This window comes from Parabacteroides sp. KHUB-01 (assembly GCF_056640935.1).
On the sequence record NZ_CM153256.1, the window covers coordinates 1821149 to 1845527 of the forward strand.

A 24379-nucleotide genomic window follows, 5' to 3' on the forward strand; every position below is an offset into this window, starting at 1 on the left:
GCGAAAAGAGAAAATATTGATAAAAAAACAATTATAAGCTCATGAGTGAAGAAATAAAGAATACAGCCGGAGAATACTCTGCCGGTAGTATTCAAGTACTTGAAGGGTTGGAAGCAGTACGCAAAAGACCTGCTATGTATATTGGTGATATCAGTGAAAAAGGTCTGCATCATTTGGTGTATGAAGTTGTGGACAACTCAATTGACGAAGCATTGGCGGGTTATTGTACTCAAGTAGATGTTGTAATCAATGAAGATAATTCAATCACTGTAACAGATGATGGTCGAGGTATCCCGGTTGATATTCATGAGAAAGAAGGCAAATCTGCTTTGGAAGTTGTTTTGACTGTACTTCATGCCGGAGGTAAATTCGACAAAGGCACATATAAAGTTTCCGGAGGTTTGCACGGTGTTGGTGTATCTTGTGTGAACGCACTGTCAACATATCTAAAGGCTGAAGTTCGCCGAAACGGTAAAGTTTATATGCAGGAGTTTTCTTGCGGTAAACCATTACACGATGTTGAGGTGGTTGGTGACGCTGATAGTACAGGTACAACTATCTCTTTCAAACCTGATGGAAGTATTTTCACCGTTACTGAATACAAATATGATATTTTGGCAACTCGTTTGCGCGAATTAGCATTCCTGAATGCCGGCGTAACATTGAAACTTACAGATAAACGAGTTGTTAAGGATAATGGAGAATACAAATCAGAAGTATTCTGCTCTCAGGAAGGTCTGAAAGAATTTGTACGTTATATCGACCGCTCAAAAGATAAACTTATCCAAGATGTAATTCATATTGTAACAGAAAAGCAGGGAATTCCTGTTGAAGTTGCTATGACATATAATACTTCATATAACGAGAGTGTTTTCTCTTATGTGAATGATATCAACACAATTGAAGGAGGTACACATCTTGCAGGTTTCCGCCGCGGACTTACACGTACTTTGAAGAAATATGCAGAAGATTCAAAGCTTCTTGAAAAGGCTAAAGTTGAAATCCAGGGTGACGACTTCCGTGAAGGTCTTACTGCTGTTATCTCAATTAAGGTTGCTGAACCTCAGTTTGAAGGACAGACAAAGACAAAATTGGGTAATAGTGAAGTTACCGGAGCAGTTGACCAGGCTATTGGTGAAGCTTTAGGTTATTATCTTGAAGAACATCCAAGAGAAGCTAAGGCTATTGTTGACAAGGTTATTCTTGCTGCTCAGGCTCGTCATGCTGCACGTAAAGCAAGAGAGTTGGTACAGCGTAAATCACCGATGACAGGAGGCGGACTTCCAGGTAAACTGGCTGACTGTTCATCTAAGGACCCAGCATTGTGTGAGTTGTTCCTTGTCGAGGGAGATTCTGCAGGTGGTACTGCAAAACAGGGACGTGACCGTAACTTCCAGGCAATTCTTCCTTTGCGTGGTAAGATTCTGAATGTGGAAAAAGCTATGGACCACAAAGTGTTCGAAAGCGAAGAAATACAGAATATATTCCGTGCAATGGGTGTTACTGTTGGTACTGAAGATGACCCTAAAGCATTGAACCTTGAGAAGATTCGTTATCATAAGGTTATTATCATGACCGATGCCGATGTGGATGGTAGCCACATTGCGACTCTAATTCTGACATTCTTCTTCCGCCGTATGCGTGCATTGATTGAAAACGGATATGTATATCTGGCAACTCCTCCTTTGTACTTGTGTAAGAAAGGAAATATCGAGGAATATTGCTGGACAGATCAGCAGCGCCAGGCATTTATCAACAAATATGGTGCTGGTGATGAAAAACAAATCCGTACACAGCGCTATAAAGGTTTGGGTGAAATGAACGACCATCAGCTTTGGGACACTACAATGAACCCTGAAAACCGAACATTGAAGCAGATTACTATCGACAATGCAGCAGAAGCTGACCAGATATTCTCAATGTTGATGGGTGAAGATGTAGGTCCTCGTCGTGAGTTTATCGAAGAAAACGCTACATATGCAAACATTGATGCTTAATAATTAAATTATTGACAAATGAAAACAACGACGCAGATTGTACATTTATTATGTGCCTTCTGCGTTGTTTGTTTCTGTATAATACAAATATTTATGAAAATCCGTCGACCAAATATGCAGGAATTACATCAGGAAGTTGATGAATTCGTTCCTGATTCATGTACAAAAAAGATGCCAAAAATTGGTATTTCTGCAAACAGAAACAGTGAATTTCAGTCATGCATTGCAGAACAATACGTACAGGCAGTGCTAAAAGCCGGAGGAGCACCAATTCTTATTCCGGTAATTACGGACATAGCCGCCCTTACTGCTGTTGTTGACAGTCTTGACGGCTTGCTTATGAGTGGCGGAGCTGACATAAACCCATTGTATCTCAACGAAGAGCCAATACCACAACTTCAGGATGTTGATACATACCGAGACGAGTTTGATCTTATGCTTATCCGTCTTGCTGCAAACCGCCAGATTCCTATTATGGGTATTTGCCGAGGTCATCAACTTATGAATGCGGCATTTGGTGGAACTTTATACCAGGATATTTACTCTCAACATAATGAACCGGTTCTGAAGCATAGCCAGAAAATGCCAAGAAACCAAGCTTCACACTCTGTGACATTAGAGGATGGAAGAAAAATCGGTGTCAATTCAATACATCATCAGTCTGTAGCAAAACTTGCTCCGGAATTTGTTGAAACCGCTGTTGCTCCTGATGGAATCAATGAAGGTATGCGTCATCAGGAAAAATATATATTCAGTGTCCAGTGGCATCCGGAACATCTCACTGACGACAGTGAACCTTATTCATTACAATTATTCCAGAAATTGATAAAGTATGCTGAATTATATAGTAGAGCTAAAGACCTGCACAACAGAATAGTGACTATTGATTCTCATACCGACACTCCTATGATTTTCCCCGGAGAGTTCAATCTCGGCAAGAAAGAAGGAGGAAAAGTTAATCTGCCATATATGGAAGAAGGCAAAATAGATGCTGTATTTATGGTTGCCTATATTCCACAGGGAAAACGCGATGACGAATCTCTTGATGCCGCCCGTAATCTTGCAATCAACCGTATAAATGAAATAAAAAGGCAGGAAAAAATTAACCCTTCCCGCATGGGAATAGCTTATTCTACAGAAGATTTGCTACATTTGAAGCGTCAGAATAAAAAAGCCGTTTTTATCGGAATCGAAAATGGTTATGCTTTGGGCAAGAATCTGCAGAATATTTCAATGTTCAAGGAAATGGGTGTTTCCTATATAACACTTTGTCATAATGGAGACAATGACATTTGTGATTCTGCCAGAGGAAAAGGAGAATGGGGCGGATTAAGTCCTTTCGGCAAGGAAGTTGTTGCGGAAATGAACAGATTGGGAATAATGATTGACTTGTCGCACGCAGCAGAATCAACTTTCTATGATGTTCTGGAATGTAGCACTGCGCCTGTCATCGCTTCTCATTCATCAGTACGAGCTTTGTGCGATCATCCTAGAAATCTGACAGACGAACAGCTGAAAGTTATAGCCCGTAAAGGCGGAGTTGTTCAGCTATGTCTTTACAAAGGATTTATCAACAAGGATTCAGAGAAAGCTTCATTATCGGATGCTATACGTCATTTGGAATATATGATAAATCTTATTGGCATTGACCACGTTGGTATTGGTTCAGACTTTGATGGCGACGGAGAACTTATTGGTTGCCGCTCGACAAACGAACTTATCAACATTACAATGCGACTGCTGGAATTAGGTTATTCCGACAGTGATATTGAAAAAATCTGGGGTGGAAATCTGCTTCGGGTTATGAAAGAAGTTCAAGGAGAAAGAAATCAAGTTAACTAAGTAACAATTTTAATTGTTACAAGATTTGAAATAAAAACTCAAAAACTCAAGATTTATGAAACTAATATATTTGATTGCTGCAGCCTCTGCTTTGTTTTCATGCGGAAATACAAGCAAGACAAACTCAGAGCCAGTACAGACAAATGTAAAGGAAACTACGGAAACTGTTCAAAATAATAACTCATCTTTCAATGCAGACAGTGCATATTATTATATAGACAAGCAAGTTTCCTTCGGCCATAGAGTTCCAAACACACCGGAGCACAAGGCTTGTGCAGCATATCTGGCATCAGAATTGGAACGCCACGGAGCAAAAGTTTTCGTACAGGAAGCTAACGTGGAAGCTTATGATGGAACCAATCTAAGCATTCAGAACATTATCGGTTCATATAATCCGGAAAATAAAAACAGAATCTTGCTTTTTGCTCATTGGGACACTCGTCCTTATGCTGACAAAGATGCAAATCCCAAAAACTATAATACATCTATTGATGGCGCAGACGATGGAGCCAGTGGTGTTGGTGTCCTTCTGGAATTAGCAAGACAATTCAATCTTAACAAACCGGAAGTTGGTATTGATATTATATTCTTCGATGCAGAAGATTACGGAACTCCGGAATTTGTCAAGACATACAAACCTAACACTTGGTGTCTCGGCTCACAATTCTGGGCAAAGAATCCGCATATCCCGGGATATAGTGCAAAATACGGTATCTTACTTGATATGGTTGGTGCCAAAAATGCAGTATTCTATAAAGAATATACTTCTGTACGTTTTGCAGCACGCTATGTAGAACTTATTTGGGAAACGGCACGTAATCTCGGTTATGGAAAATATTTCATAAATGGCGATGGAGGCGCAATTGTTGACGACCATCAATATGTTATAGAAGGACGTAACATTCCTTGCGTTGACATTATCAACTATGATCCGGAAACAGAAACAGGATTTCCTTCATATCATCATACAATCAATGACAATATGAAACTTATTGACAAAGCAACTCTTCAGGCTGTAGGACATACAGTGATGGAAGTTGTTTATAAGAAGTAATGTAAGGAATAAGAAAACAAGGCAACAAGTTGACAAGGTTTCAGATACAAGATTATTCCCTTGTCAACTAATAAACTCAAAAACTAATAAACTCAAAAAACTAACACATATGACAATTAACGAAATACAAGAAAACGTCATCGAAGAATTCTCTGCCTTTGATGATTGGATGGACAAATATGCATTGCTTATCGACTTGGGAAACTCACTCGAGCCACTTGATGAGAAATACAAAACAGAAAGCAATCTTATTGAAGGATGCCAGAGCCGAGTATGGCTTCAGGCAGACTATGTGGACGGTAAAATCATTTTCAAAGGAGAAAGTGATGCAGTTATCGTTAAAGGTATTGTTTCCTTACTTATAAGTGTTTTATCAAATCACACACCACAGGAAATATTGGATTCAGACCTTCACTTTATCGAAGCTATAGGATTGAAAGAGCATTTGTCACCAACTCGCTCAAACGGACTTGTAGCTATGGTGAAACAAATGCGTCTTTATGCAATGGCTTTCCGTGCGAAAGAGCAGGAAGCTTGATTTATCAGTTTCAGAACAATGGTAATTCCAGCTGCTGAGGAAGTAGCTGGAAACTCTTTCTATGATAAGGGGTTATTCCATATTGGCGGATTGCTTCGCGATGCGCTTTTGTGGGATAACCCTTATTTTCTTTCCATGAATATTGAGGAAATTCTTCTGCAAGACGATCCATATAATCATCTCTGTATGTCTTTGCCAATATCGAAGCTGCAGCAATACTTAGATATTTGCCGTCGCCTTTAACCACTGTTGTATGCGGAATTCCTTCATAAGGAGTAAATCTGTTTCCGTCGATAAGCAAATGCTCCGGTTTTACTTTTAACTGTTCAATGGCTCTGTGCATTGCCAGAAAAGAAGCTTTCAGAATATTTATCTTATCAATCTCTTCCGGAGTAACAACACCAACAGCCCAAGCAACAGCTTCCTTCTCTATTAACGGACGCAAAGCATATCTTTTTTTCTCACTTAACTGCTTACTGTCATTCAAATCTTCGTTATGGAAGTCCGGGGGAAGAATTACTGCAGCTGCATAAACTGCTCCAGCAAGACAACCGCGTCCTGCCTCATCACATCCGGCTTCTATAACACCGAAATTCATATATGGGGATAACATATGGTAATAGTTATTTTTAGGAGTTAAAAAGTGGAGGAGTTAAGTAGTCAAGAAGATATTTCCCTACTTGACTACTTAACTCCTTGACTACTCCACTCCTCTGTCAAAACATCTTCCTGACTCTTTCTATTCCAGCAGCCAGCACATCTATTTCTTCTTTCGTATTGTAGAAAGAGAATGAAGCGCGCACTGTTCCTTCAATTCCTAAGGCTTGCATCAAAGGCTGCGCACAATGATGTCCCGTACGCACTGCGATACCTAGTCTGTCAAGAAGCATTCCCATATCGTAATGATGAATATTTCCGACAAGGAATGATAAAACACCACTCTTCTCGCGAGCCTGACCGAAAATTCTCATGCCTTCTATTGCAGAAAGCTTCTCTGTTGCATATCTCAGCAATTCATGTTCGTAGGCTTCGATTTCTTTCATTCCTATATTATTTACATATCGCAACGCTTCAGCCAAAGCAGTGCTACCTATATAATCAGGAGTTCCGGCCTCAAACTTGAACGGAAGTTCGTTGAATGTTGTCTTCTCAAACGAAACTGTAGCAATCATCTCACCACCGCCCTGATATGGAGGCAACTTGTCCAGCCATTCTTCTTTACCGTAAAGAACTCCAATTCCTGTCGGTCCATAAATCTTGTGTCCGGAGAAAACATAAAACTCTGCATCCAAATCCTGAACATCAACTGGAATATGAGGGACAGATTGTGCTCCGTCCACCAAAACAGGAACATTATGTTCGTGAGCAATCTCAATTATTTCCTTTACAGGATTGACAGTTCCCAAAACATTTGATACGTGAGCAACAGAAACCAGCCTTGTCTTTTCAGAAAACAAAGATTTATATGCCTCAATATCCAACTCTCCTATTTCGTTCATAGGAATAACCTTCAGCGATATACCTTTCTTTGCAGCCTGAATCTGCCAGGGAACTATATTGGAATGATGTTCCATAACGGAAACAATTACTTCATCACCTTCAGAAACACATTCGTCGCAAAAGCTTGATGCTATCAGATTTATTGATTCAGTTGTTCCGCGGGTAAAAATAATCTCATTAGATGAGCGAGCATTCAGAAAATTCTGCACAGTCTTGCGAGCCTCCTCATGAGCTTCCGTCGCTGCCTGACTGAGGAAATGAACTCCGCGGTGAATGTTAGCATTTTCATTATAATAGCCATGTTCTATTTTCTCCACAACGCAGCGAGGTTTCTGAGTTGTCGCACCGTTGTCAAGATAAATCAAAGGCTTGTTGTAAACAGTTTTCGACAAGATAGGAAAATCTTGTCTGATAGCATTTATATCTAACATAATTATACTTTAACTTCGTTGTAGTTATAACATTTTGCAAAGATACAATGTTTATTTCCTATTGACACTTTACAAAATATTAATTCTTCCTTTTTAGCTTATCATAAAAGGCATGCATTAACAAGTAATAAATACTTTCCGTTCAATAACAGATATCCTGTATTTTATATATTTGCATATAAATATTTTACAAGTTCTACTTTTAATTAATAAAGATAGAAAAACACCTTATTCTAATAATAATGAAAAAAGCATTTATACAATTACATATGGCAATTCTGCTAGCAGGATGTTCGGGAATATTAGGCAATCTGATTTCACTGGATGCCGTTCTCATAACATGGTATAGAATGTTGCTGGCAGGACTGATGCTTATAATAATACTATATATTAAAGGAAACAAAACAATAATACAGAAAAACGAATGGCGTGAGCTGAGCGTAGGACTTTTGCTTGCCCTTCATTGGATATTTTTCTATGGTAGCATCAAATACGCCAATGTTTCTATTGGAGTAATATGTTTTTGTCTGTCCAGTTTTTTCACGGCAATCATATCTCCAATGCTTAACCGTCAAAAAATATCGTGGGCAGAATTATTACTTAGTTCACTGACGTTGTTTGGAATTTCACTTATATTCCAGTTTGACAGTTCATATCGTATTGGAATAGGTTTCGGTGTTGTTTCATCTCTACTGTTCGCTTTCTATGCTATACTCAACGAAAGATTAAGTGCATCACGCAACGCAGTCAGGACAACAGCCTTACAAATGATTGGCGGATTCACCGGCCTGAGCGTACTGTTGCTTCCAGTATATATCATGAACGTCCAGCATGCCACATATTTACCGACAATAAATGATTTTTGCTTTCTTTTCCTGCTGGCTTTCGGATGTACTGTATGTATGTGTTTCCTTTTGAATAATGCACAAAGAGAAATAAGCGCATTTACCGTCAGTCTAAGTTTTAATCTGGAACCTGTTTATAGTATTTTGCTAGCAATTATTCTTTTCAAGGAAAACAAAATGTTTGGAACAGCTTTCTATGCTGGCCTTTCGTTGATTATGCTATCTTTAATATTACAGATGTTCCGTTTGGCTTATAACAAAAACAAGAATAAAAAAAGAGAGTCAAACATTTCTGCTTGACTCTCTTCAGTACCCAGAGCCGGGATCGAACCGGCATGGAAGTGAATCCACTGGTGTTTGAGACCAGCGCGTCTACCAATTCCGCCATCTGGGCATTTGTTTTTCTCAAATGCGTTGCAAAGGTAGTGATTATTTTTGAATGCGCAAACTTTTCACAAACTTTTTTGTCAAATAAAAAGAATTATGCAGTCAAAACACAAAATTCAGCTTTTCCTTACGCAAAACACAACGTGAGGCATCACCTCTCCCCGGTAATATTTTACCATCGAGCCAACAATATGCATTCCATTGCGAATAGCTACATTTTGCGATGCAATATTAGTATCTCTAATTATTGAATATAAAGCGTCAAACTGCAATTTCTCAAATCCATATTCCCGACAAGCCATTGCTGCTTCTGTGGCGTAACCATTATGCCAATATTTATATGCAAACAAATATCCTATTTCAGGTACCAATTCATTATTATATTCCTGCATAGTTATTCCACATTGACCTATCATTTCGCCAGTATCTTTTTTCAGAACAGCCCACAACCCGAATCCGAAATCCTTATAGCGTTGAAGTTGTTTCTGCATCCATTGTTCTGTCTCTTCCTCGTTGAAAGCTCCATTATAAGCATACATTACTTTATCATCACGCAAAATCGAGGACAGAGAATCCATATCGGAAACCCTCATTTCACGCAACAGTAATCTTGAAGTTTCTAAAATAATATGCTCCATAACCTTCTCTATTTTATAAACAAAAAAAATAGAATAATTATAAAAACCAAAGATAATTGACATAATTATCTGCCAGGCATTTATACATCTACTCCTTTTTATCCCATTATCCATTTGCCAATCTTGCCAGATTTTCTAACAATGTAAACAAATCCCCAAGTAACCGACAATAATAATATAGTACATACTATCATTTTTACCATTGTGTGTAAAGGTAATGATTCTACAAGCATATAACAAGGACCAAGGAAAAGATAGTGAGACATCCATATCCCGAACGTACATGTAGAAATACTAACAGAAAAGCGTCTTATAATCACAGAACTAAACTGAATTTTCCTAACAACAAGAAAAACAGGAAGAGTCATCATCAAAACATTCGGAGAACAATAAGTAAAGAACAGCTCAACAAGTTCAGCAGGTTGTTCAGGCACTGCCGTAACGGATTTAAAACCAAAGAATGTAATACAATATCCAACAACAAACGTAGGAAGACCAACAATAGCAAGTTTGCTCCAACTGAAATTAATATCATTGTTTACAATATAATACCCCAACAACAGATATCCGTTAAATCCGGCAAAATAATACAAAAGACCAAACTCATTCCAGGAACATGTTCCCCAAAGATCTTTTGTCAGATATTCCCTTAAATATGGAATAAAAAGAGATATAAACCAAAGGAACAAAAACACCTGCTGTTCCTTTATCGACGCTTGTTTGATCCACGCTGAAAATATTGGCATATAAAGATATAATCCTATAAGCAGATAAACATACCACATCTGTACTGCCAGCATAGAAAAATTGAAAGGAATCATAAGTATGTTATGCAAAGCTCCGGAAAAAGACTGGTCTGGTTCTGCCCAGGCAAAAAAATCATTAATTACTGTAGGCGATAGTCCTAACAACCCGGTTATCCACGGAAACAAGTTATACAGAACAGACCATATTATAAAAGGAACAACAAGTCTTGTCAGACGTTTTTTATAAAATGCAGAAATATTCTGCCTTACAGGCAAAAGCAATGCACCAGTTACCATTACAAACAAAGGTATAGCCGGACGCATAAACGAGCCATAAAAACTACCCCAAAGATTATACCACGGTTCAGACCGTTCTGCCGGAGTTACATTATCCGTACAATGTACTGCTATCATCATAAAAATAGCAATAAACTTCACAAAGTCAAGCCATACAATTCGCTTGTCGTTTTTATCAATCAATAATTCATCCATACTACTTTTTTACACAAAAGTAAAGGCTACGAGATTTATGATTTTTGACATATATCAAAAACGCTTTCTAGTATTTTTACTTTTCAGCCCTGATTCTGCTCAACGTAGATATAGATATACCAAGGAAAGATGCTATATAACCTAAGTTAACCCTCTGACAGATATCCGGAAATCTCTTCAAAAGAACATTATATCGTTCTTTTGCCGTCATAGTAAGGTTATCTATCCTTACACATTGTAATGAAAGCAGACATTCTTGATGAACTATCCGCCCCCAATTTGCTATTTCAATATTTGTATCATACAATTTATTCAATACACTTATCGGTATTGAATAAGCCAAAGTAGGTTCAACTGTTTCAACATATTCAAACCCCGCTTTATTATGATACAAACATAATAAACCAAAAGTGATATCACCTTCCTTGGAAAACCAAGTCGTATGTTCATCCCCGTTTACAAGACAATATGAACGAGTCAGTCCCCTTTCAATGAAATAAACATTTCTATCTATAATACCACCTCTTATTATCAAATGCTTTGCAGGAAAATTATGAATCGTAAAATTATCAGTAAGCTGACTGACAGAACCGTCAGATACAGGATAATATCTTCTAATTGATTTTATAATATTTTGGAAAGGCATAATCTACACAATAATAACAGAAGTATTAGATATATACAAAAAAACTAAAGGCTAGAAATCCTAAAGTTAGATTTCTAGCCCTAAAAATGTACCCAGAGCCGGGATCGAACCGGCATGGAAGTGAATCCACTGGTGTTTGAGACCAGCGCGTCTACCAATTCCGCCATCTGGGCATTTGTTTTTCTCAAATGCGTTGCAAAGGTAGGACTTTTTTTTTAATCTCCAAACTTTTTGGATAAAAAAATAGCAAAAAAGTATTTTTACGACACTGATTACTCATTATATTTACATTTTGAACATACAATATTTCCAAGCTAATTTGTATTGATGAAAATTTTGTTTCATATATATGGAATTTATTTTTCACAATATATGAAAAAACTTTTTCATAATATATGGAAAAAGTTTTCCAACATCAAAAAATACACTGAAAATGCAATTCTCTGATTAGCATCTAATTAATAGAAACTCTATATCTATAGCTAAATATCCATAATTCTTTATTACATAAATCAGAAATGAAAAAGTAAGAAATACATTTTCATGCTGATCTGACATCTAAAAAAATTAATCATAGTATTGAACAAATGCAACTACATCCAACACTTATTGAACAGCAGAAACATAAATAGAATATAAAAAACAAAAGTTTTTCAAATCATGGAATAATTACAAGATAATTTCGTTAGATTTGTAGTATGTATAATTAATCCTTGATATTACTATGACAGATAATTATTGCGTTATCATGTGTGGAGGCATAGGAAGCAGATTCTGGCCATTCAGCAGAGAAAACCATCCGAAACAATTTCTTGATTTTTTCGGTACAGGACGCTCCCTTTTACAGATTACTGTTGACCGATTCAAGAAAATAATACCGGTTGAAAATATTTATATTGTCACAAACGAGCGCTATGCCCAAATCATAAAAGAGCAGTTGCCTGAAATTAACGACTCACAAGTTCTGCTTGAGCCGGCTCGCCGCAACACTGCTCCTTGTATTGCATATGCGTCTTATCGCATAAAAGCTTGCAATCCGAACGCAAACATAGTTGTTGCCCCGATTGACCATCTGATTATCCGCGAAGATGTTTTTCTGGAAGATGTCAAGAAGGCTTTGGATTTCGTTAAGACAAACAAGGCTCTCGTAACTTTAGGAATCAAGCCTAACCGCCCGGAAACTGCATACGGATATATCCAAAGCAGTGAAAAAATGGTTGGAGAATTCACAAAGGTGAAGACATTCACAGAAAAGCCGAACCTTGAGCTTGCCAAGATTTTCTATGAGAGTGGCGAGTTTTTCTGGAATTCCGGTATGTTTATATGGAATGTCGACACTATATTGGAAGCACTCGGAAAATATCTCCCTGACGTTGCTCAGTGCATGGATTTGGGAAAAGACATTTTCAACACTGAAGAGGAAAAAGCATTTATCGACAAACACTTCCCATATTGTCCGAATATTTCAATTGACTATGGCGTGATGGAAAAAGCGGACAACGTCTATATGCTATGCGTAGATTTCGGTTGGGCCGACCTTGGAACATGGGGTTCAATCTATGATATGGCAGAAAAGGATGAAAATGGAAATGCGGCTTTGTTCAAAACTGAAACATTGCAATACGAAAGCAGCGGAAATGTTGTTGCTGTGGCAAATCCTAACAGACTTGTTGTTATGCAAGGGCTCAACGATTATATCGTTGCAGAATCAGGAAACGTCCTGCTGATATGCAAAAGAGACGAAGAAGAAAGAATCAAACAATATATGGCTGATGCATTGATGAAATACGGAAAAGAATTTTCATAACCGAAAATCACCATAGTTTTTTAATTATAGAAGCACAGAAAATACGGAACAGTAATTCGCCTTCGGGCAATATCCGTAATTTCTGTGCTTCTGTTTTTTTATCGAATTTCCGGAGTTGAAACTTCTTTCTTATATTTTCCACCCAATAATATAACTGTGGAATCTTTCCTGAAAATACTATCCGCCTTATTCGTCAAAGAATCTATTGAAGCTATTTCAAAATTCTTAGGCAGCGTATCTATTGGTGCAAGCTTTACCTGCGTTTTCTTTTCTTTAGGACGCTTAATTATGTCGGGCAACGGCAAGTTTTCTTCTGAATATTTTCGGGAAGAATACTTCTCTCCTATCGGCAAAACATTTTCCGGATGAGCCTCGCGATAAGCACGCTGCTTTTGCTGCAAGGCAAGAGTAGGCATTTTGTCATACACTTTATGAGCTGTAGCCTTCTTGCGGTTCTTTACTTTCTGACGATAAACAGGGGCGAAGCTGTATGCCAGCAAGGCTGCAATACTGAATGACAACCCGTCGGCTCCGGGCATAACCATACTCTTAGCCGGCTTGTCCCTGTCGAAAGCAGAGAAACGCATAGCATCACGCGGGTCCAAATCCCGTCCGTAGCGCCAGAAAACCTGAGGAGGCAAATCTTTAAGTGCAACAAGATAATGTGTGGTATCTTTTTCTTTCTTTATATACTCGGAGAAATCCTTGGATATGACAAAGTTTTTAGCCGGCGCCATTTTCATGGTTCCGAGCGGAGATTTGTCAACATTCAGCAACCGTCCTTCCTTTATAGCTTGCTGTGTTTCGAAATTAAGACGTAAAGTGTCCTTCCCCGACAATATATTTGCCAGCCACAACGAGTCTTCCTTGCTCCACACCTGAGAATGTACAAATGCAGGGAAAGCTACGATAAAAAGAAATAATATGCTGATTCCACATTTCATGGCAGCAAATATATACAATCAGGTGTAATCTGAAATTGAAACATACTCGTTATTAGACTGATTTAACTCTATAAATGAACCAGGAACAATTATTCACTATTAATTCAATGTTTAAACAAAAATAAAGAAAGCAGAAACCTCTGATTCATGTTAATAGACAAAGTATATGAGGCTTTTAACATTTGTCATAAATATCCGCAAGTCAAGCAGATAGAGAATAAATTAACATTTGAAGAGGCTATTTTTCACATTTGTTATATAAATATTCAAGCAAAACACGCGTTATTTGCCATAGATATCAGAAGAAAGGAAAAAAGGATGAAAAAGTCAACAATTTGGTTACTTGCTACAGTTATGGCGTTTGCATTTGCTGGACTTCTGTACTTACAGGTAAACTATGTAAGTATAATTATGAAAACCAGAAGCGAGCAGTTCAACGAAACTGTAAAACGCAGTATGCTTCAAGTATCAAAAAGCCTGGAGTTGGATGAAACGAAAAAATATCTGGAAGACGATATCAACCGCGGACAACACAATTTCATGTATCGGAAAGGAGTTAATTCCGCATCATTGGGGCAAATCATAAACGAAGAAAAATATCAGCTTCAAATAACCGATTCAAACGGAGGTGTCCAGCAGATTGAGCTTCAGAGTTTCAGCAGTCAGAAATTCACTCCGCGCTCAGCACTTTCCCAGCAGCCTACGAATGATATCATAACAACTTCAAAAGATTTGCAGCAAACTCTGAAAAGAAGATATCAATATCAGGGTGGACTGATTGAAGAAGTAATATATAACATATTGCACACAGCGAATCTGAAGCCTATTCAGGAGCGAGTAGACTTTAAAAAGTTAAATAATTATTTAAAAACAGAATTTATTAACAATGGTTTGAACTTACCATTCATATTTACTGTTATTAATAAAGACGGAAATGTAGTTTATCAAAGTGAAGACACAGGCAAAAAGCCACTTCCTTCGGACGTTATAACTCAGGTTTTATTTCCGAATGATCCGCCATCACGACAGAATTATCTGAAAGTATATTTCCCGACTAAAGGTGATTATCTTAGAAGCAGCATCACATTCATTGTGCCTTCGGTCATATTCTCGATGCTTATTCTTGTCACTTTTATTTTCACAATATTCATTGTGTTCCGTCAAAAGCGTTTGTCGGAAATGAAAAACGATTTCATCAACAATATGACACACGAGTTGAAAACCCCGGTTTCAACCATTTCACTGGCAGCGCAGATGCTAAAAGACTCGGATATAACAAAGAGTCCGGATGTGTTCAAACATATATCAGGTGTTATAAACGACGAAACAAAACGCTTGAGCTTCCTTGTTGAAAAGGTTCTTCAGATGTCGTTGTTCGAACGTCAGAAAGCAACTCTTAAACTGAAGGAAATTGATGCCAACGATTTGCTGGTGAACATTGCAAATACATTTGCTCTGAAAGTGGAGAAATACGGAGGTAGGCTTGATATTGACCTTCAGGCAGAAGACTCAACAATTTATGTTGATGAAATGCATATTACAAATGTATTGTTTAATTTGATGGACAATGCCGTAAAATATCGCCGTCCGGAAGTTCCTCTTGAACTGATGGCACGCACATGGAACGAAAACGGAAAGCTTATGATTTCTGTTGAAGATAACGGTATTGGTATCAAAAAAGAATATTTAAAGAAAGTATTTGACCGTTTCTTCCGAGTTCCAACCGGCAACAAACACGATGTTAAGGGATTCGGATTAGGACTTGCCTACGTCAGAAAGATAATTGAAGACCACAAAGGTTCTATCCGTGCGGAATCCGGAAACGGAAATATAGGAACGAAATTTATTATTACTTTACCTCTTATAAAAAGTTAATTATGGAAGAAAAACTGAAGATCTTCTTTTGTGAAGATGACGAAAACTTAGGTATGCTTTTGAGAGAATACTTGCAAGCTAAAGGTTATATTACTGACTTGTTCCCTGACGGAGAAGCCGGATATAAAGGTTTCACTAAGAGCAAATATGACCTTTGCGTATTGGACGTAATGATGCCTAAAAAAGATGGTTACACTTTGGCTCAGGAAATCCGTTCTATTAATCCGGATATACCTATTATCTTCCTTACTGCAAAAACTATGAAGGAGGATATTCTTGAAGGCTTTAAGATTGGTGCTGATGATTATTTGACTAAACCTTTCAGCATGGAAGAGTTGCTGCTTCGTATCGAGGCAATCCTTCGCCGTGTTAAAGGTAAGAAGATGAAAGACATTCCATTCTACAAATTAGGAAACTTCTTGTTCGACACTCAGAAACAGACTCTTTCTATCGGTGAAAAAGTTACTAAACTTACAACTAAAGAATGTGAACTTCTGAGCTTGCTTTGCGCTCATGCTAACGAAATACTTGAACGTAACTATGCGTTGAAGACTATTTGGGTTGACGACAACTATTTCAATGCTCGAAGCATGGACGTTTATATCACTAAACTTCGTAAACTGTTGAAAGATGATCCGGGAATCGAAATCATCAACATCCACGGTAAAGGTTATAAACTTATAACTCCTTCAGGCGAAGAACAGTCAAGAGAAGATGGTATTCAGGTGTTGTAATCTTTCAAAAAGACAACAATATTGAATAAAAAAAGAGGAGACATCGGGTTCACAGAAATATATTTATCTGTGTTCCCGATGTCTCCGTTTTTATAAGCACTCAATATCTGTGTCCGTCACCATTCATTTCCTCAACAGTTATTTTCTTTAAGTCCAATGCTCGCCATGCATAAAAAATATAGGCAAGCACAAACGGTATCAGCAACGATACGAAACTCATAACTTTAAGAGTGAAGAAACTGGATGAACTGTTTGCCAGAGTAAGCGAACTCTGCAAATCAACATCAGATGGATAATATGCAGTATTGTTAAGTCCTGCGCACAACAAAAGGGAAAGAACCGTAAGAACTGTTCCTATTCCGGCAGACCATATTCCACTCTTATATGCCGAAGTTGTCAACGTCTTGAATATTCCCCACAACACTCCGACAACTCCAACCAACATAACAAGAAGCACCAAAGGCATAGACATCAAATTGTTGAAATATTTGAATCTTTCCATATACACTTCAGAAGTTTCAGGATTTACAGCAAAACCTTCCGTCAGCATAAGATGAACCAAATAAACCAAAAAGAAAAGCAGGAACAATGCAGCTTCCGGCAACAATTGTTTGCGGCATCTCGAATAAATTACTTCATTATTAATATTGTTGATAAAATAAAGAAGTCCCAATACGCGGGCAAGGAAAAACACTGCTACGCCCAAACAAACATTCCATAGATTGGCTACTGCCTCAAGCCCGTGCCAAGGTGAAGCCCATGACGAAATAACCGGCATTGCAATATCTGTCAGCTGCTCTTTATTTACAACAAACGAAGCTCCATGGAAAAATGTGGACACAGCCGTACCTAACAACACCGGACCAAGTATTCCATTAAGCAACAAAAACACACGATATGTTTTCTTTCCAAGAAGATTTCCATTCTTTGCCTGATATTCATAAGACACTGCCTGAATAACAAAACAAAGCAGAATAAGAATCCAAACCCAATATGCACCTCCGAAACTGGTTGAATAAAACAAAGGGAAAGAAGCAAAAAATGCTCCGCCGAAAGTTACAAGCGTGGTAAAAGTAAACTCCCATTTCCTGCCGGTAGAATTAAGAAGCATAACCTGCTCTATTTCCGTTTTGCCAATCTGAAACAACAATGACTGTCCGCCCTGTACAAACAACAGGAACACCAACAATGCTCCAAGTAGCGAAATCAAAAACCACCAATATTGCTGCAATAACAAATATGTTTCATTCATAATATATTCTTTTTAATGTAGTAAATTAATTAATGTTCACCAGGACCTTGCTTTATAGCCTTTATCATTATTCCAATCTCGGCAACCAACAACACGGAGAAAAGAATAAGGAATAGGAAAAATGTTACCTGAACAGATGATGTTTCAAGTCTGGATATTCCAGCACAAGTTGGCAATATATCCTGTATTGCCCATGGCTGACGTCCCACTTCGGCAACAATCCAGCCAGCCTGACTGGCTACATAAGCAAGAGGAATTGAAATCAGGCTCAGATACTGCATCCATCGTGCCTTTTCCAACATCCCCTTTCTTTCCATATAATATGCAGCAATAAACAATACAATGAAGAAACCTCCAAGCAAAACCATGATATGGAAAGAATAGAATGTCATACCGATTGGAGGAATCAAATCTGCCGGGTCTTTGATATAACCATAACCGAAATATTTAAAATTCTCATCCAGGATGGCTCTTTGTACTGCCATTTCTTCCTTATCGTCTTCTTTCAAAGCTTTTCTGTAATTAGCCAATGCCTGAATCGCGATTTTTCCCTTTTCAATCTTTTCAGTTGTCGAAAGAGCCGTTGAGCCATCATCTTCCGTATAATTGCCTTCTATCAGATTATCTATTCCAAGTACATGCGCATCAGGTTGACGCTCGGCAAGTAAAGACAGCATACTAGGAATATCTATACTGAACAAAAACGGTTCTTCACCATCATTGTATGTTTTTTTCTGAGGATTAAGAATACCGAAAGCTACCAGTTCTGCCTCTGATTTTCCCTGATAAAGTCCTTCCATTGCCGCAAGCTTCATAGGCTGTCGCTGAGCGACCTGATATGCGGAATTATCTCCTGTCCACAATGTAAGAACTGAAGCAGTGAGTCCAAACAATGCTGCGACTCTTATACTGCGAAGAGCAAAATCTTTCTCTCTTTTCTTTATAAGATACCAAGAACTTACACCTATTACAAATACAGCCCCGACAATCCAGCTGGAAATAACAGTGTGGAAAAACTTATTTATCGCAACAGGCGACAAGGCTACAGCCCAGAAATCAAACATCTCGTTTCTAACTGTATCAGGATTAAACTGCATTCCTGCAGGATATTGCATCCAAGCATTAGCTACAAGTATCCACAATGCCGACAAAGAAGCTCCTACAATCGTAAGCCATGTGGAAACCAAGTGAAAACGCTTGCTGACCTTCTCCCATCCGAAAAACATTACAGCTATAAACGTAGCTTCCATAAAGAATGCCACGATTCCTTCAATTGCCAAAGGAGCACCGAAAATATCTCCAACAAACCAACTGTAATTAGACCAATTTGTTCCAAATTCAAACTCCATAATCAAACCGGTAGCAACACCTATGGCAAAATTTACACCAAACAGTTTCATCCAAAACTGGGCAGTGGTTTTCCATTCCTCTTTTCCTGTCCGGACATAGATTGTTTCCATAATAGCCTGTATCACACCCAAGCCCAAAGTCAATGGGACAAAAAGCCAATGATACATAGCAGTCAAAGCAAATTGAGCCCTTGACCACTCAACCAAAGAAGTATCAACACTCTCAAACATAAAAATAAAAATTTAAGGATTTATAGCTCTATTTACTAATTCAGTAGATACATAATCAATCTTACATTCGTCTTTCTCAAACTTGCCTAGAAAATCCGGGAAGAAAAAGAGCTTCAAAAGTACGAACATGATAAATAGCTTTATCAAAATAATAGTCCACAAGACTTTGCCTATTGTCATACTCTTGAAACCTTCAATATAAAAGCGAAGAATAGATGTGATTGTATTCATACATATAAGCATTTAAAGCAACAACTATACATGAAATTTACTATATCATAATTTCCAAAGATAATATTTTTTTGTTTCGCACAATACTAATTTATTAAAGTTTCGAAGTGCTCAACTCGCCTCTGTAGTCCTGCCAATTTTTTAATTGAACCACTTGTGAAACTTAACACAATAATATGTATATATCGTCACAATAATTCGGTTGTTCGATTCTGATAAAAAAATCGATTCACCTAGGTGAGTTGATTGAACCACCTAGGTGGATTGATTAGCTCACCCAGGTGAATCAAACATAAATATTAGTCAAATTGCATCAGTCATTATGTTGATATAAAGAAATAATGATAATAAATAGAAGTATATTAGAGTTTATACAGAATAAGGTATAGAATGCTTGAAATAAGCAGTATAAAATCTTATACGATACATTATCTATTATATAACAGAAAATTCATGTACATGTAAATTGAAGTTCATAGTAAAGAGATAAATATCATTGTTTCAAATCAATATAATAATATAGAGTAGATATAACGACAGAATACTCAATGTTAAAAATATTTATTTTTATAAAGAAAGAACGAATTAAGCGTTGGTTTGTAAAACTCATAGTACTATATTTGCATCAGTCAATCCCACTATGGGATTAATGGAAAACACGATTTTATTAAACCAAGTGCTAATCTATAAAAGGTATTATTATGTCAAACATTTCAAGAAGATCTTTTCTTCAAAGAGGAACTGCTGCTGCTGCAGCCTTGACAATTGCCCCTAGTTCAATCCTTGGTAAGAGCCATGGATATGTTGCTCCAACTGATAAATTGAATGTTGCTGCCGTTGGTATTGGTGGTATGGGTCATGCAAATATTAATAATGTTAAAAAATCAGGCGAAGCCAATATCGTTGCTCTTTGTGACGTTGACTGGAAATACGCAGACGGTGTATTCAAAGAAAACCCAAATGCTAAGAAATATTGGGACTACCGCAAGATGTATGACGAATGCGCAAAAGAATTTGACGCTGTTATCATCGCAACTGCAGACCACACTCACGCAATGATCACTGCTGATGCAATGACTTTGGGCAAACACGTATATTGCCAGAAACCATTGACTCACTCAGTTTACGAATCTCGTTTGCTTACAAACTTGGCTAAATCAACAGGTGTTGCAACTCAGATGGGTAACCAGGGTTCTTCAGCTGAAGGAACTGACTTGGTTTGCGAATGGATTTGGAACGGTGAAATCGGTGATGTATATAAAGTAGAATGCGCTACAGACCGTCCAATTTGGCCACAGGGTTTGAACGCTCCTGAAAAAGAAGACCGTATTCCTAAGACATTGAACTGGGATTTGTTCACAGGTCCTGCAAAATTGAATCCATATAACGCTATTTATCATCCTTGGAACTGGCGTGGATGGTGGGATTATGGTACAGGTGCTTTGGGTGATATGGCTTGCCACATCATGCACCAGCCTTTCAAAGCTTTGAAATTAGGCTATCCTACAAAAGTTGAAGGTTCATCAACATTGCTTTTGAATGCTTGCGCTCCACAGGCTCAGCATGTTAAAATGATATTCCCTGCTCGTGAAAATATGCCTAAGGTTGCTATGCCTGAAGTTGAAGTTCACTGGTATGATGGTGGTATGATGCCAGATCGTCCAAAAGGATTCCCTCAGGGCAAACAGTTGATGGGTCCTGGTGGTGGTTTGACTATCTTCCACGGAACAAAAGATACTTTGATCTGCGGTTGCTACGGTCAGGAACCATTCTTGTTGTCAGGTCGTGTGCCTAACGCTCCTAAAGTATGCCGTCGTGTTGAAAACGCAATGGGTGGCGGTCATGAAAAAGATTGGGTTCAGGCTTGTAAAGAAAGCAAAGAAAACCGTCGTGAATTGAAATCTCGTTTCGAAGAAGCAGGTCGTTTCAACGAAATGGTTGTTATGGGTGTATTGGCTATCCGTTTGCAGGCTCTTAACAAAGTTTTGGAATGGGATGGTGTTAATATGCAGTTCACAAATATCGGTGATAACGAAACTATCAAGACTTGTATCAAGGACGGTTTCACAATCAAAGATGGTCACCCTTCATTCAACAAGACTTGGACAGACCCAATTAATGCTAAACAATTCGCTGCTGAATTGATTAAACATAATTATCGTGCTGGTTGGAAATTGCCAGATATGCCTAGATAATTAGAATAAAGCATTAAACACTATATAGCAAGTTGACAAGGTTTGGAATTAATATTCACAAACCTTGTCAATTTGTCAATTCATAAAAAAAGATTTAAACTCATAAACTAAATATGAAAAAGTCAGTATTACTAGTAAGTGCAGCTGCATTGATGATGTTCGCATCATGTAATGGCGGCAAAAAAGCTGAAGCTCCAGCAGAAGAAGCTACAAAAACAGAAGCAGCAGCAGAAGCTGCAACTCCTGAATATAAATTAATGGATCTTCCTACTGTTGATTTGTCAACATTCCCTAAAGACAAAGATGGTTGGATTACAATGTTCGACGGTAAGACTTTCAACGGTTGGAGAGGTTACAACAAGACAGAAGTTCCAGGTGCTTGGGTAATCGATAACGGAACAATTCACATCAAAGGTTCTGGCGCTGGTGAAGCTGGTGCTGCTAATGGTGGTGATTTGATTTTCGCTCACAAGTTCCAGAATTTCGAATTCGAATTTGAATGGAAAGTAGACAAAGGTTCTAACTCAGGTGTATTCTACATGATTCAGGAAGTAGAAGGTCAGCCTGCTTATATTTCAGCTCCTGAATATCAGGTTTTGGATAACGAAAACCACCCAGATGCTAAATTGGGTAAAGATGGTAACCGTAAATCAGCATCTCTTTACGATATGATTCCGGCTAACCCTCAGACAGCAAAACCATACGGAGAATGGAATAAAGGTAAAATCATGGTTTACAAAGGAACAGTTGTACACTATTTGAATGGTGAAAACCCAGTTGTTGAATACCACTTGTGGACTCCAGCATGGAAAGAAATGCTTGATAAGAGCAAATTCAGCAAAGAAAAATGGCCTTTGGCTTACGAATTGCTGTTGAATTGTGGTGGTGAAAACAAAGAAGGTTTCATCGGTTTGCAGGATCATGGCGACAATGTTTGGTATCGCAATCTTCGTATCAAGGTGTTAGACTAATTTGTAATTCTGTAAGTTAAAACCTTACTGAAATATAATATTATCATACCGTGATATCTTGCGTTCTTTACAACGCCAGATATCACGGTATTTTTTTTAGTGTGTGTCAGATAAATCTAATTATTATGAATGCATTTGTTAACGAAAATTTCATGCTGACCAATAAGGCAGCTGAAGAACTTTATCACAACTCAGCAAAGAATCTTCCTATTATTGACTATCATTGTCATTTGGATCCGAAATTTATTGCGGAAAATCATCAATTCAACGATTTAACAGAAGTATGGCTTGGGGGCGACCATTATAAATGGAGAGCCTTAAGAGCAAATGGTGTTGATGAAAAATACATTACCGGGACAGCAGACAGTTATGAAAAATTCGAGAAATGGGCAATGACTGTTCCTGCTACTATGCGAAATCCTCTTTATCATTGGACACATCTTGAGCTGAAAAGAATATTCGGCACTGACCTGATATTGAAACCGGAAAATGCCCGTGAAATATACGAACACTGTACATCTTTGTTGCAAACAGAAGAGTTTAGAGCTAGAGAAATCATGAGAAAATTCAAGGTCGAAACAGTTTGCACAACAGATGACCCAGCTGATTCTCTTGAATATCATTCAATAATAGCCAATGAAGTAAAAGACATAAAAGTTTATCCTACATGGAGACCGGATAAGGTTATGGCTGTTGAGAATCCGGAACAATACAAATCATATATAGAAAAACTTGGAAAATCAGACAATAAGAATATTTCAACATATTCCGACCTATTGCAAGTTCTTAGAAATCGCCATGATTTCTTCTCTTCAATGGGATGCCGAGTTTCCGATCATGGCATTATAAACTTTATGGCAGGTGATGTTACTGAGTCAGAAATGACGTCATTATTTGCCAAGGTAATGGATGGGAAAAACCTGGATTCAGAAGAAACTTACAAATTCAAAAGCGGACTCTTATTCGAACTTGCCGTTATGGACTGGGAAAAAGGATGGGCACAACAGTTCCATATAAGTGTCATCAGAAATCCAAATACAAAAATGTTCAACCTTCTTGGTCCGGATACAGGATATGACAATATTGCTGAAGTTAATTGTTCATGGGAAGGAAACAAATTCTTTGATTCACTTAACAGCATAGGTAAACTGACAAAAACCATACTCTACAGTCTTAACCCTAAAGATATGGAAGTCCTGGCAACAATGGCATATTCATTCAACGACGGCTCTGTTCCAGGCAAAATGCAATTAGGCTCAGGATGGTGGTTCCTCGACCAGGAAGACGGTATGCGTAAGCAAATAAACGCCCTTTCCTCACTGGGTCTGTTAAGCCGTTTCATCGGTATGCTTACAGATTCACGAAGTTTCTTGTCATATCCAAGACATGAGTATTTCAGAAGAATACTATGTAGTGTTATTGGCGAGGATATTGAAAGCGGCAGACTTCCAAAATCAGAAATGGATTATATTCATAAAATGGTTGCAGATATTTGCTACTATAACGCTAAGCAATATTTTAATTTTTAAACTATTTAAATTTCGCAAATTGCTCAAATTAAAAGCAGACAAGGTTTCAGAGACAATTTAACAAGGTCAAAGTTCCTGTTACTTTATAATTAATTATCTAAGAACTCTTGTTAACTTGTATCTTCTCAACTTGTCATCTGTAACT

20 protein-coding genes and 2 tRNA genes are annotated in these 24379 nt (G+C 37.8%); 11 read left to right on the forward strand and 11 right to left on the reverse strand.

Features of this window, described 5'->3' with window-relative positions:
* Positions 1–41 precede the first annotated feature (41 nt).
* The 4 genes from gyrB to ACYIAR_RS08125 all read left to right on the forward strand — a co-directional run bounded on the left by gyrB (position 42) and on the right by ACYIAR_RS08125 (position 5431).
* A complete protein-coding gene (gyrB, locus tag ACYIAR_RS08110; RefSeq protein ID WP_480333345.1) occupies positions 42–1997 on the forward strand; it encodes a DNA topoisomerase (ATP-hydrolyzing) subunit B in 1956 nt (651 codons plus the stop codon).
* A 93-nt stretch (positions 1998–2090) separates the two neighbouring features.
* Positions 2091–3839: a membrane dipeptidase gene (locus ACYIAR_RS08115; RefSeq protein WP_480333347.1), complete on the forward strand. Its 1749-nt coding sequence runs from the start codon at positions 2091–2093 to the stop codon at positions 3837–3839.
* A 55-nt stretch (positions 3840–3894) separates the two neighbouring features.
* Positions 3895–4893, forward strand: coding sequence for a M28 family peptidase (locus tag ACYIAR_RS08120; protein ID WP_480333349.1), 999 nt, complete (start codon positions 3895–3897; stop codon positions 4891–4893).
* 109 nt (positions 4894–5002) lie between these two features.
* Positions 5003–5431 (forward strand): SufE family protein, encoded by a 429-nt coding sequence (locus ACYIAR_RS08125; protein ID WP_480333351.1) that lies wholly within the window; start codon positions 5003–5005, stop codon positions 5429–5431.
* 10 nt (positions 5432–5441) lie between these two features.
* On the opposite strand, the gene ACYIAR_RS08130 is transcribed toward ACYIAR_RS08125, so the two are convergent.
* On the reverse strand, positions 5442–6044 hold the full coding sequence (locus ACYIAR_RS08130; RefSeq protein WP_480333353.1) for a ribonuclease HII: 603 nt from the start codon (positions 6042–6044) through the stop codon (positions 5442–5444).
* Positions 6045–6147: 103 nt separating this feature from the next.
* Positions 6148–7362, reverse strand: coding sequence for an aminotransferase class V-fold PLP-dependent enzyme (locus tag ACYIAR_RS08135; RefSeq protein WP_480333355.1), 1215 nt, complete (start codon positions 7360–7362; stop codon positions 6148–6150).
* A gap of 269 nt (positions 7363–7631) precedes the next feature.
* Between ACYIAR_RS08135 and ACYIAR_RS08140 the strand changes: the two genes are divergently transcribed.
* Positions 7632–8507, forward strand: a complete 876-nt coding sequence (locus tag ACYIAR_RS08140) for a DMT family transporter (RefSeq protein WP_480333357.1) — start codon at positions 7632–7634, stop codon at positions 8505–8507.
* Positions 8508–8517: 10 nt separating this feature from the next.
* Here the strand turns inward: ACYIAR_RS08140 and ACYIAR_RS08145 are convergent.
* The 5 genes from ACYIAR_RS08145 to ACYIAR_RS08165 form a co-directional block, all read right to left on the reverse strand.
* Positions 8518–8601, reverse strand: a tRNA-Leu gene (locus ACYIAR_RS08145).
* Positions 8602–8710: 109 nt separating this feature from the next.
* Entirely contained in the window at positions 8711–9232 is a 522-nt protein-coding gene (locus tag ACYIAR_RS08150; RefSeq protein WP_480333359.1) for a GNAT family N-acetyltransferase, read from the reverse strand.
* A 98-nt stretch (positions 9233–9330) separates the two neighbouring features.
* Positions 9331–10470 carry an acyltransferase gene (locus ACYIAR_RS08155; protein ID WP_480333361.1) on the reverse strand — a complete coding sequence of 380 codons (1140 nt, stop codon included), beginning with the start codon at positions 10468–10470 and terminating at the stop codon, positions 9331–9333.
* A gap of 76 nt (positions 10471–10546) precedes the next feature.
* Complete coding sequence (locus ACYIAR_RS08160; RefSeq protein WP_480333363.1) at positions 10547–11116, reverse strand: Crp/Fnr family transcriptional regulator; 570 nt, start codon at positions 11114–11116, stop codon at positions 10547–10549.
* An 89-nt stretch (positions 11117–11205) separates the two neighbouring features.
* Positions 11206–11289 (reverse strand) — tRNA-Leu (locus tag ACYIAR_RS08165).
* Between the two features lie 551 nt (positions 11290–11840).
* On the opposite strand from ACYIAR_RS08165, the gene ACYIAR_RS08170 reads away from it, so the two are divergent.
* Positions 11841–12923 carry a mannose-1-phosphate guanylyltransferase gene (locus ACYIAR_RS08170; RefSeq protein ID WP_480333364.1) on the forward strand — a complete coding sequence of 361 codons (1083 nt, stop codon included), beginning with the start codon at positions 11841–11843 and terminating at the stop codon, positions 12921–12923.
* A gap of 98 nt (positions 12924–13021) precedes the next feature.
* Here the strand turns inward: ACYIAR_RS08170 and ACYIAR_RS08175 are convergent, their stop codons facing one another.
* The gene (locus ACYIAR_RS08175; RefSeq protein WP_480333366.1) at positions 13022–13867 is read right to left on the reverse strand and encodes a hypothetical protein; all 846 of its coding nucleotides are present in this window, start codon (positions 13865–13867) and stop codon (positions 13022–13024) included.
* Between the two features lie 318 nt (positions 13868–14185).
* Here ACYIAR_RS08175 and ACYIAR_RS08180 point away from each other — a divergent pair, with 318 nt between their 5' ends.
* Together ACYIAR_RS08180 and rprY are read left to right on the forward strand one after the other, a co-directional pair.
* Positions 14186–15742, forward strand: a complete 1557-nt coding sequence (locus ACYIAR_RS08180) for a sensor histidine kinase (protein WP_480333368.1) — start codon at positions 14186–14188, stop codon at positions 15740–15742.
* A 2-nt stretch (positions 15743–15744) separates the two neighbouring features.
* Entirely contained in the window at positions 15745–16476 is a 732-nt protein-coding gene (gene rprY, locus ACYIAR_RS08185) for a response regulator transcription factor RprY (RefSeq protein WP_480333370.1), read from the forward strand.
* A gap of 100 nt (positions 16477–16576) precedes the next feature.
* On the opposite strand, the gene ACYIAR_RS08190 is transcribed toward rprY, so the two are convergent.
* From ACYIAR_RS08190 to ACYIAR_RS08200, 3 genes are read right to left on the reverse strand one after another with little or no spacing between them, the layout of a single operon-like run.
* Positions 16577–17728, reverse strand: coding sequence for a cytochrome d ubiquinol oxidase subunit II (locus ACYIAR_RS08190; RefSeq protein WP_480333372.1), 1152 nt, complete (start codon positions 17726–17728; stop codon positions 16577–16579).
* Between the two features lie 29 nt (positions 17729–17757).
* Entirely contained in the window at positions 17758–19308 is a 1551-nt protein-coding gene (locus ACYIAR_RS08195) for a cytochrome ubiquinol oxidase subunit I (RefSeq protein ID WP_480333374.1), read from the reverse strand.
* Between the two features lie 12 nt (positions 19309–19320).
* On the reverse strand, positions 19321–19539 hold the full coding sequence (locus ACYIAR_RS08200; RefSeq protein WP_480333376.1) for a DUF4492 domain-containing protein: 219 nt from the start codon (positions 19537–19539) through the stop codon (positions 19321–19323).
* A 701-nt stretch (positions 19540–20240) separates the two neighbouring features.
* Between ACYIAR_RS08200 and ACYIAR_RS08205 the strand changes: the two genes are divergently transcribed.
* The 3 genes from ACYIAR_RS08205 to uxaC all read left to right on the forward strand — a co-directional run bounded on the left by ACYIAR_RS08205 (position 20241) and on the right by uxaC (position 24234).
* Positions 20241–21734 (forward strand): Gfo/Idh/MocA family protein, encoded by a 1494-nt coding sequence (locus ACYIAR_RS08205; protein WP_480333378.1) that lies wholly within the window; start codon positions 20241–20243, stop codon positions 21732–21734.
* A 113-nt stretch (positions 21735–21847) separates the two neighbouring features.
* Positions 21848–22705, forward strand: a complete 858-nt coding sequence (locus ACYIAR_RS08210) for a 3-keto-disaccharide hydrolase (RefSeq protein WP_480333380.1) — start codon at positions 21848–21850, stop codon at positions 22703–22705.
* Between the two features lie 125 nt (positions 22706–22830).
* Positions 22831–24234: a glucuronate isomerase gene (gene uxaC / locus ACYIAR_RS08215; protein WP_480333382.1), complete on the forward strand. Its 1404-nt coding sequence runs from the start codon at positions 22831–22833 to the stop codon at positions 24232–24234.
* Positions 24235–24379 lie beyond the last annotated feature (145 nt).

Excerpts from the sequence above, each read along its gene's own strand:
- gyrB (WP_480333345.1), top strand. The coding sequence starts at position 42 with ATGAGTGAAGAAATAAAGAATACAGCCGGAGAATACTCTGCCGGTAGT.
- ACYIAR_RS08115 (WP_480333347.1), top strand. The coding sequence starts at position 2,091 with ATGAAAATCCGTCGACCAAATATGCAGGAATTACATCAGGAAGTTGAT.
- ACYIAR_RS08120 (WP_480333349.1), top strand. The coding sequence starts at position 3,895 with ATGAAACTAATATATTTGATTGCTGCAGCCTCTGCTTTGTTTTCATGC.
- ACYIAR_RS08125 (WP_480333351.1), top strand. The coding sequence starts at position 5,003 with ATGACAATTAACGAAATACAAGAAAACGTCATCGAAGAATTCTCTGCC.
- ACYIAR_RS08130 (WP_480333353.1), bottom strand. The coding sequence starts at position 6,044 with ATGTTATCCCCATATATGAATTTCGGTGTTATAGAAGCCGGATGTGAT.
- ACYIAR_RS08135 (WP_480333355.1), bottom strand. The coding sequence starts at position 7,362 with ATGTTAGATATAAATGCTATCAGACAAGATTTTCCTATCTTGTCGAAA.
- ACYIAR_RS08140 (WP_480333357.1), top strand. The coding sequence starts at position 7,632 with ATGGCAATTCTGCTAGCAGGATGTTCGGGAATATTAGGCAATCTGATT.
- ACYIAR_RS08150 (WP_480333359.1), bottom strand. The coding sequence starts at position 9,232 with ATGGAGCATATTATTTTAGAAACTTCAAGATTACTGTTGCGTGAAATG.
- ACYIAR_RS08155 (WP_480333361.1), bottom strand. The coding sequence starts at position 10,470 with ATGGATGAATTATTGATTGATAAAAACGACAAGCGAATTGTATGGCTT.
- ACYIAR_RS08160 (WP_480333363.1), bottom strand. The coding sequence starts at position 11,116 with ATGCCTTTCCAAAATATTATAAAATCAATTAGAAGATATTATCCTGTA.
- ACYIAR_RS08170 (WP_480333364.1), top strand. The coding sequence starts at position 11,841 with ATGACAGATAATTATTGCGTTATCATGTGTGGAGGCATAGGAAGCAGA.
- ACYIAR_RS08175 (WP_480333366.1), bottom strand. The coding sequence starts at position 13,867 with ATGAAATGTGGAATCAGCATATTATTTCTTTTTATCGTAGCTTTCCCT.
- ACYIAR_RS08180 (WP_480333368.1), top strand. The coding sequence starts at position 14,186 with ATGAAAAAGTCAACAATTTGGTTACTTGCTACAGTTATGGCGTTTGCA.
- rprY (WP_480333370.1), top strand. The coding sequence starts at position 15,745 with ATGGAAGAAAAACTGAAGATCTTCTTTTGTGAAGATGACGAAAACTTA.
- ACYIAR_RS08190 (WP_480333372.1), bottom strand. The coding sequence starts at position 17,728 with ATGAATGAAACATATTTGTTATTGCAGCAATATTGGTGGTTTTTGATT.
- ACYIAR_RS08195 (WP_480333374.1), bottom strand. The coding sequence starts at position 19,308 with ATGTTTGAGAGTGTTGATACTTCTTTGGTTGAGTGGTCAAGGGCTCAA.
- ACYIAR_RS08200 (WP_480333376.1), bottom strand. The coding sequence starts at position 19,539 with ATGAATACAATCACATCTATTCTTCGCTTTTATATTGAAGGTTTCAAG.
- ACYIAR_RS08205 (WP_480333378.1), top strand. The coding sequence starts at position 20,241 with ATGTCAAACATTTCAAGAAGATCTTTTCTTCAAAGAGGAACTGCTGCT.
- ACYIAR_RS08210 (WP_480333380.1), top strand. The coding sequence starts at position 21,848 with ATGAAAAAGTCAGTATTACTAGTAAGTGCAGCTGCATTGATGATGTTC.
- uxaC (WP_480333382.1), top strand. The coding sequence starts at position 22,831 with ATGAATGCATTTGTTAACGAAAATTTCATGCTGACCAATAAGGCAGCT.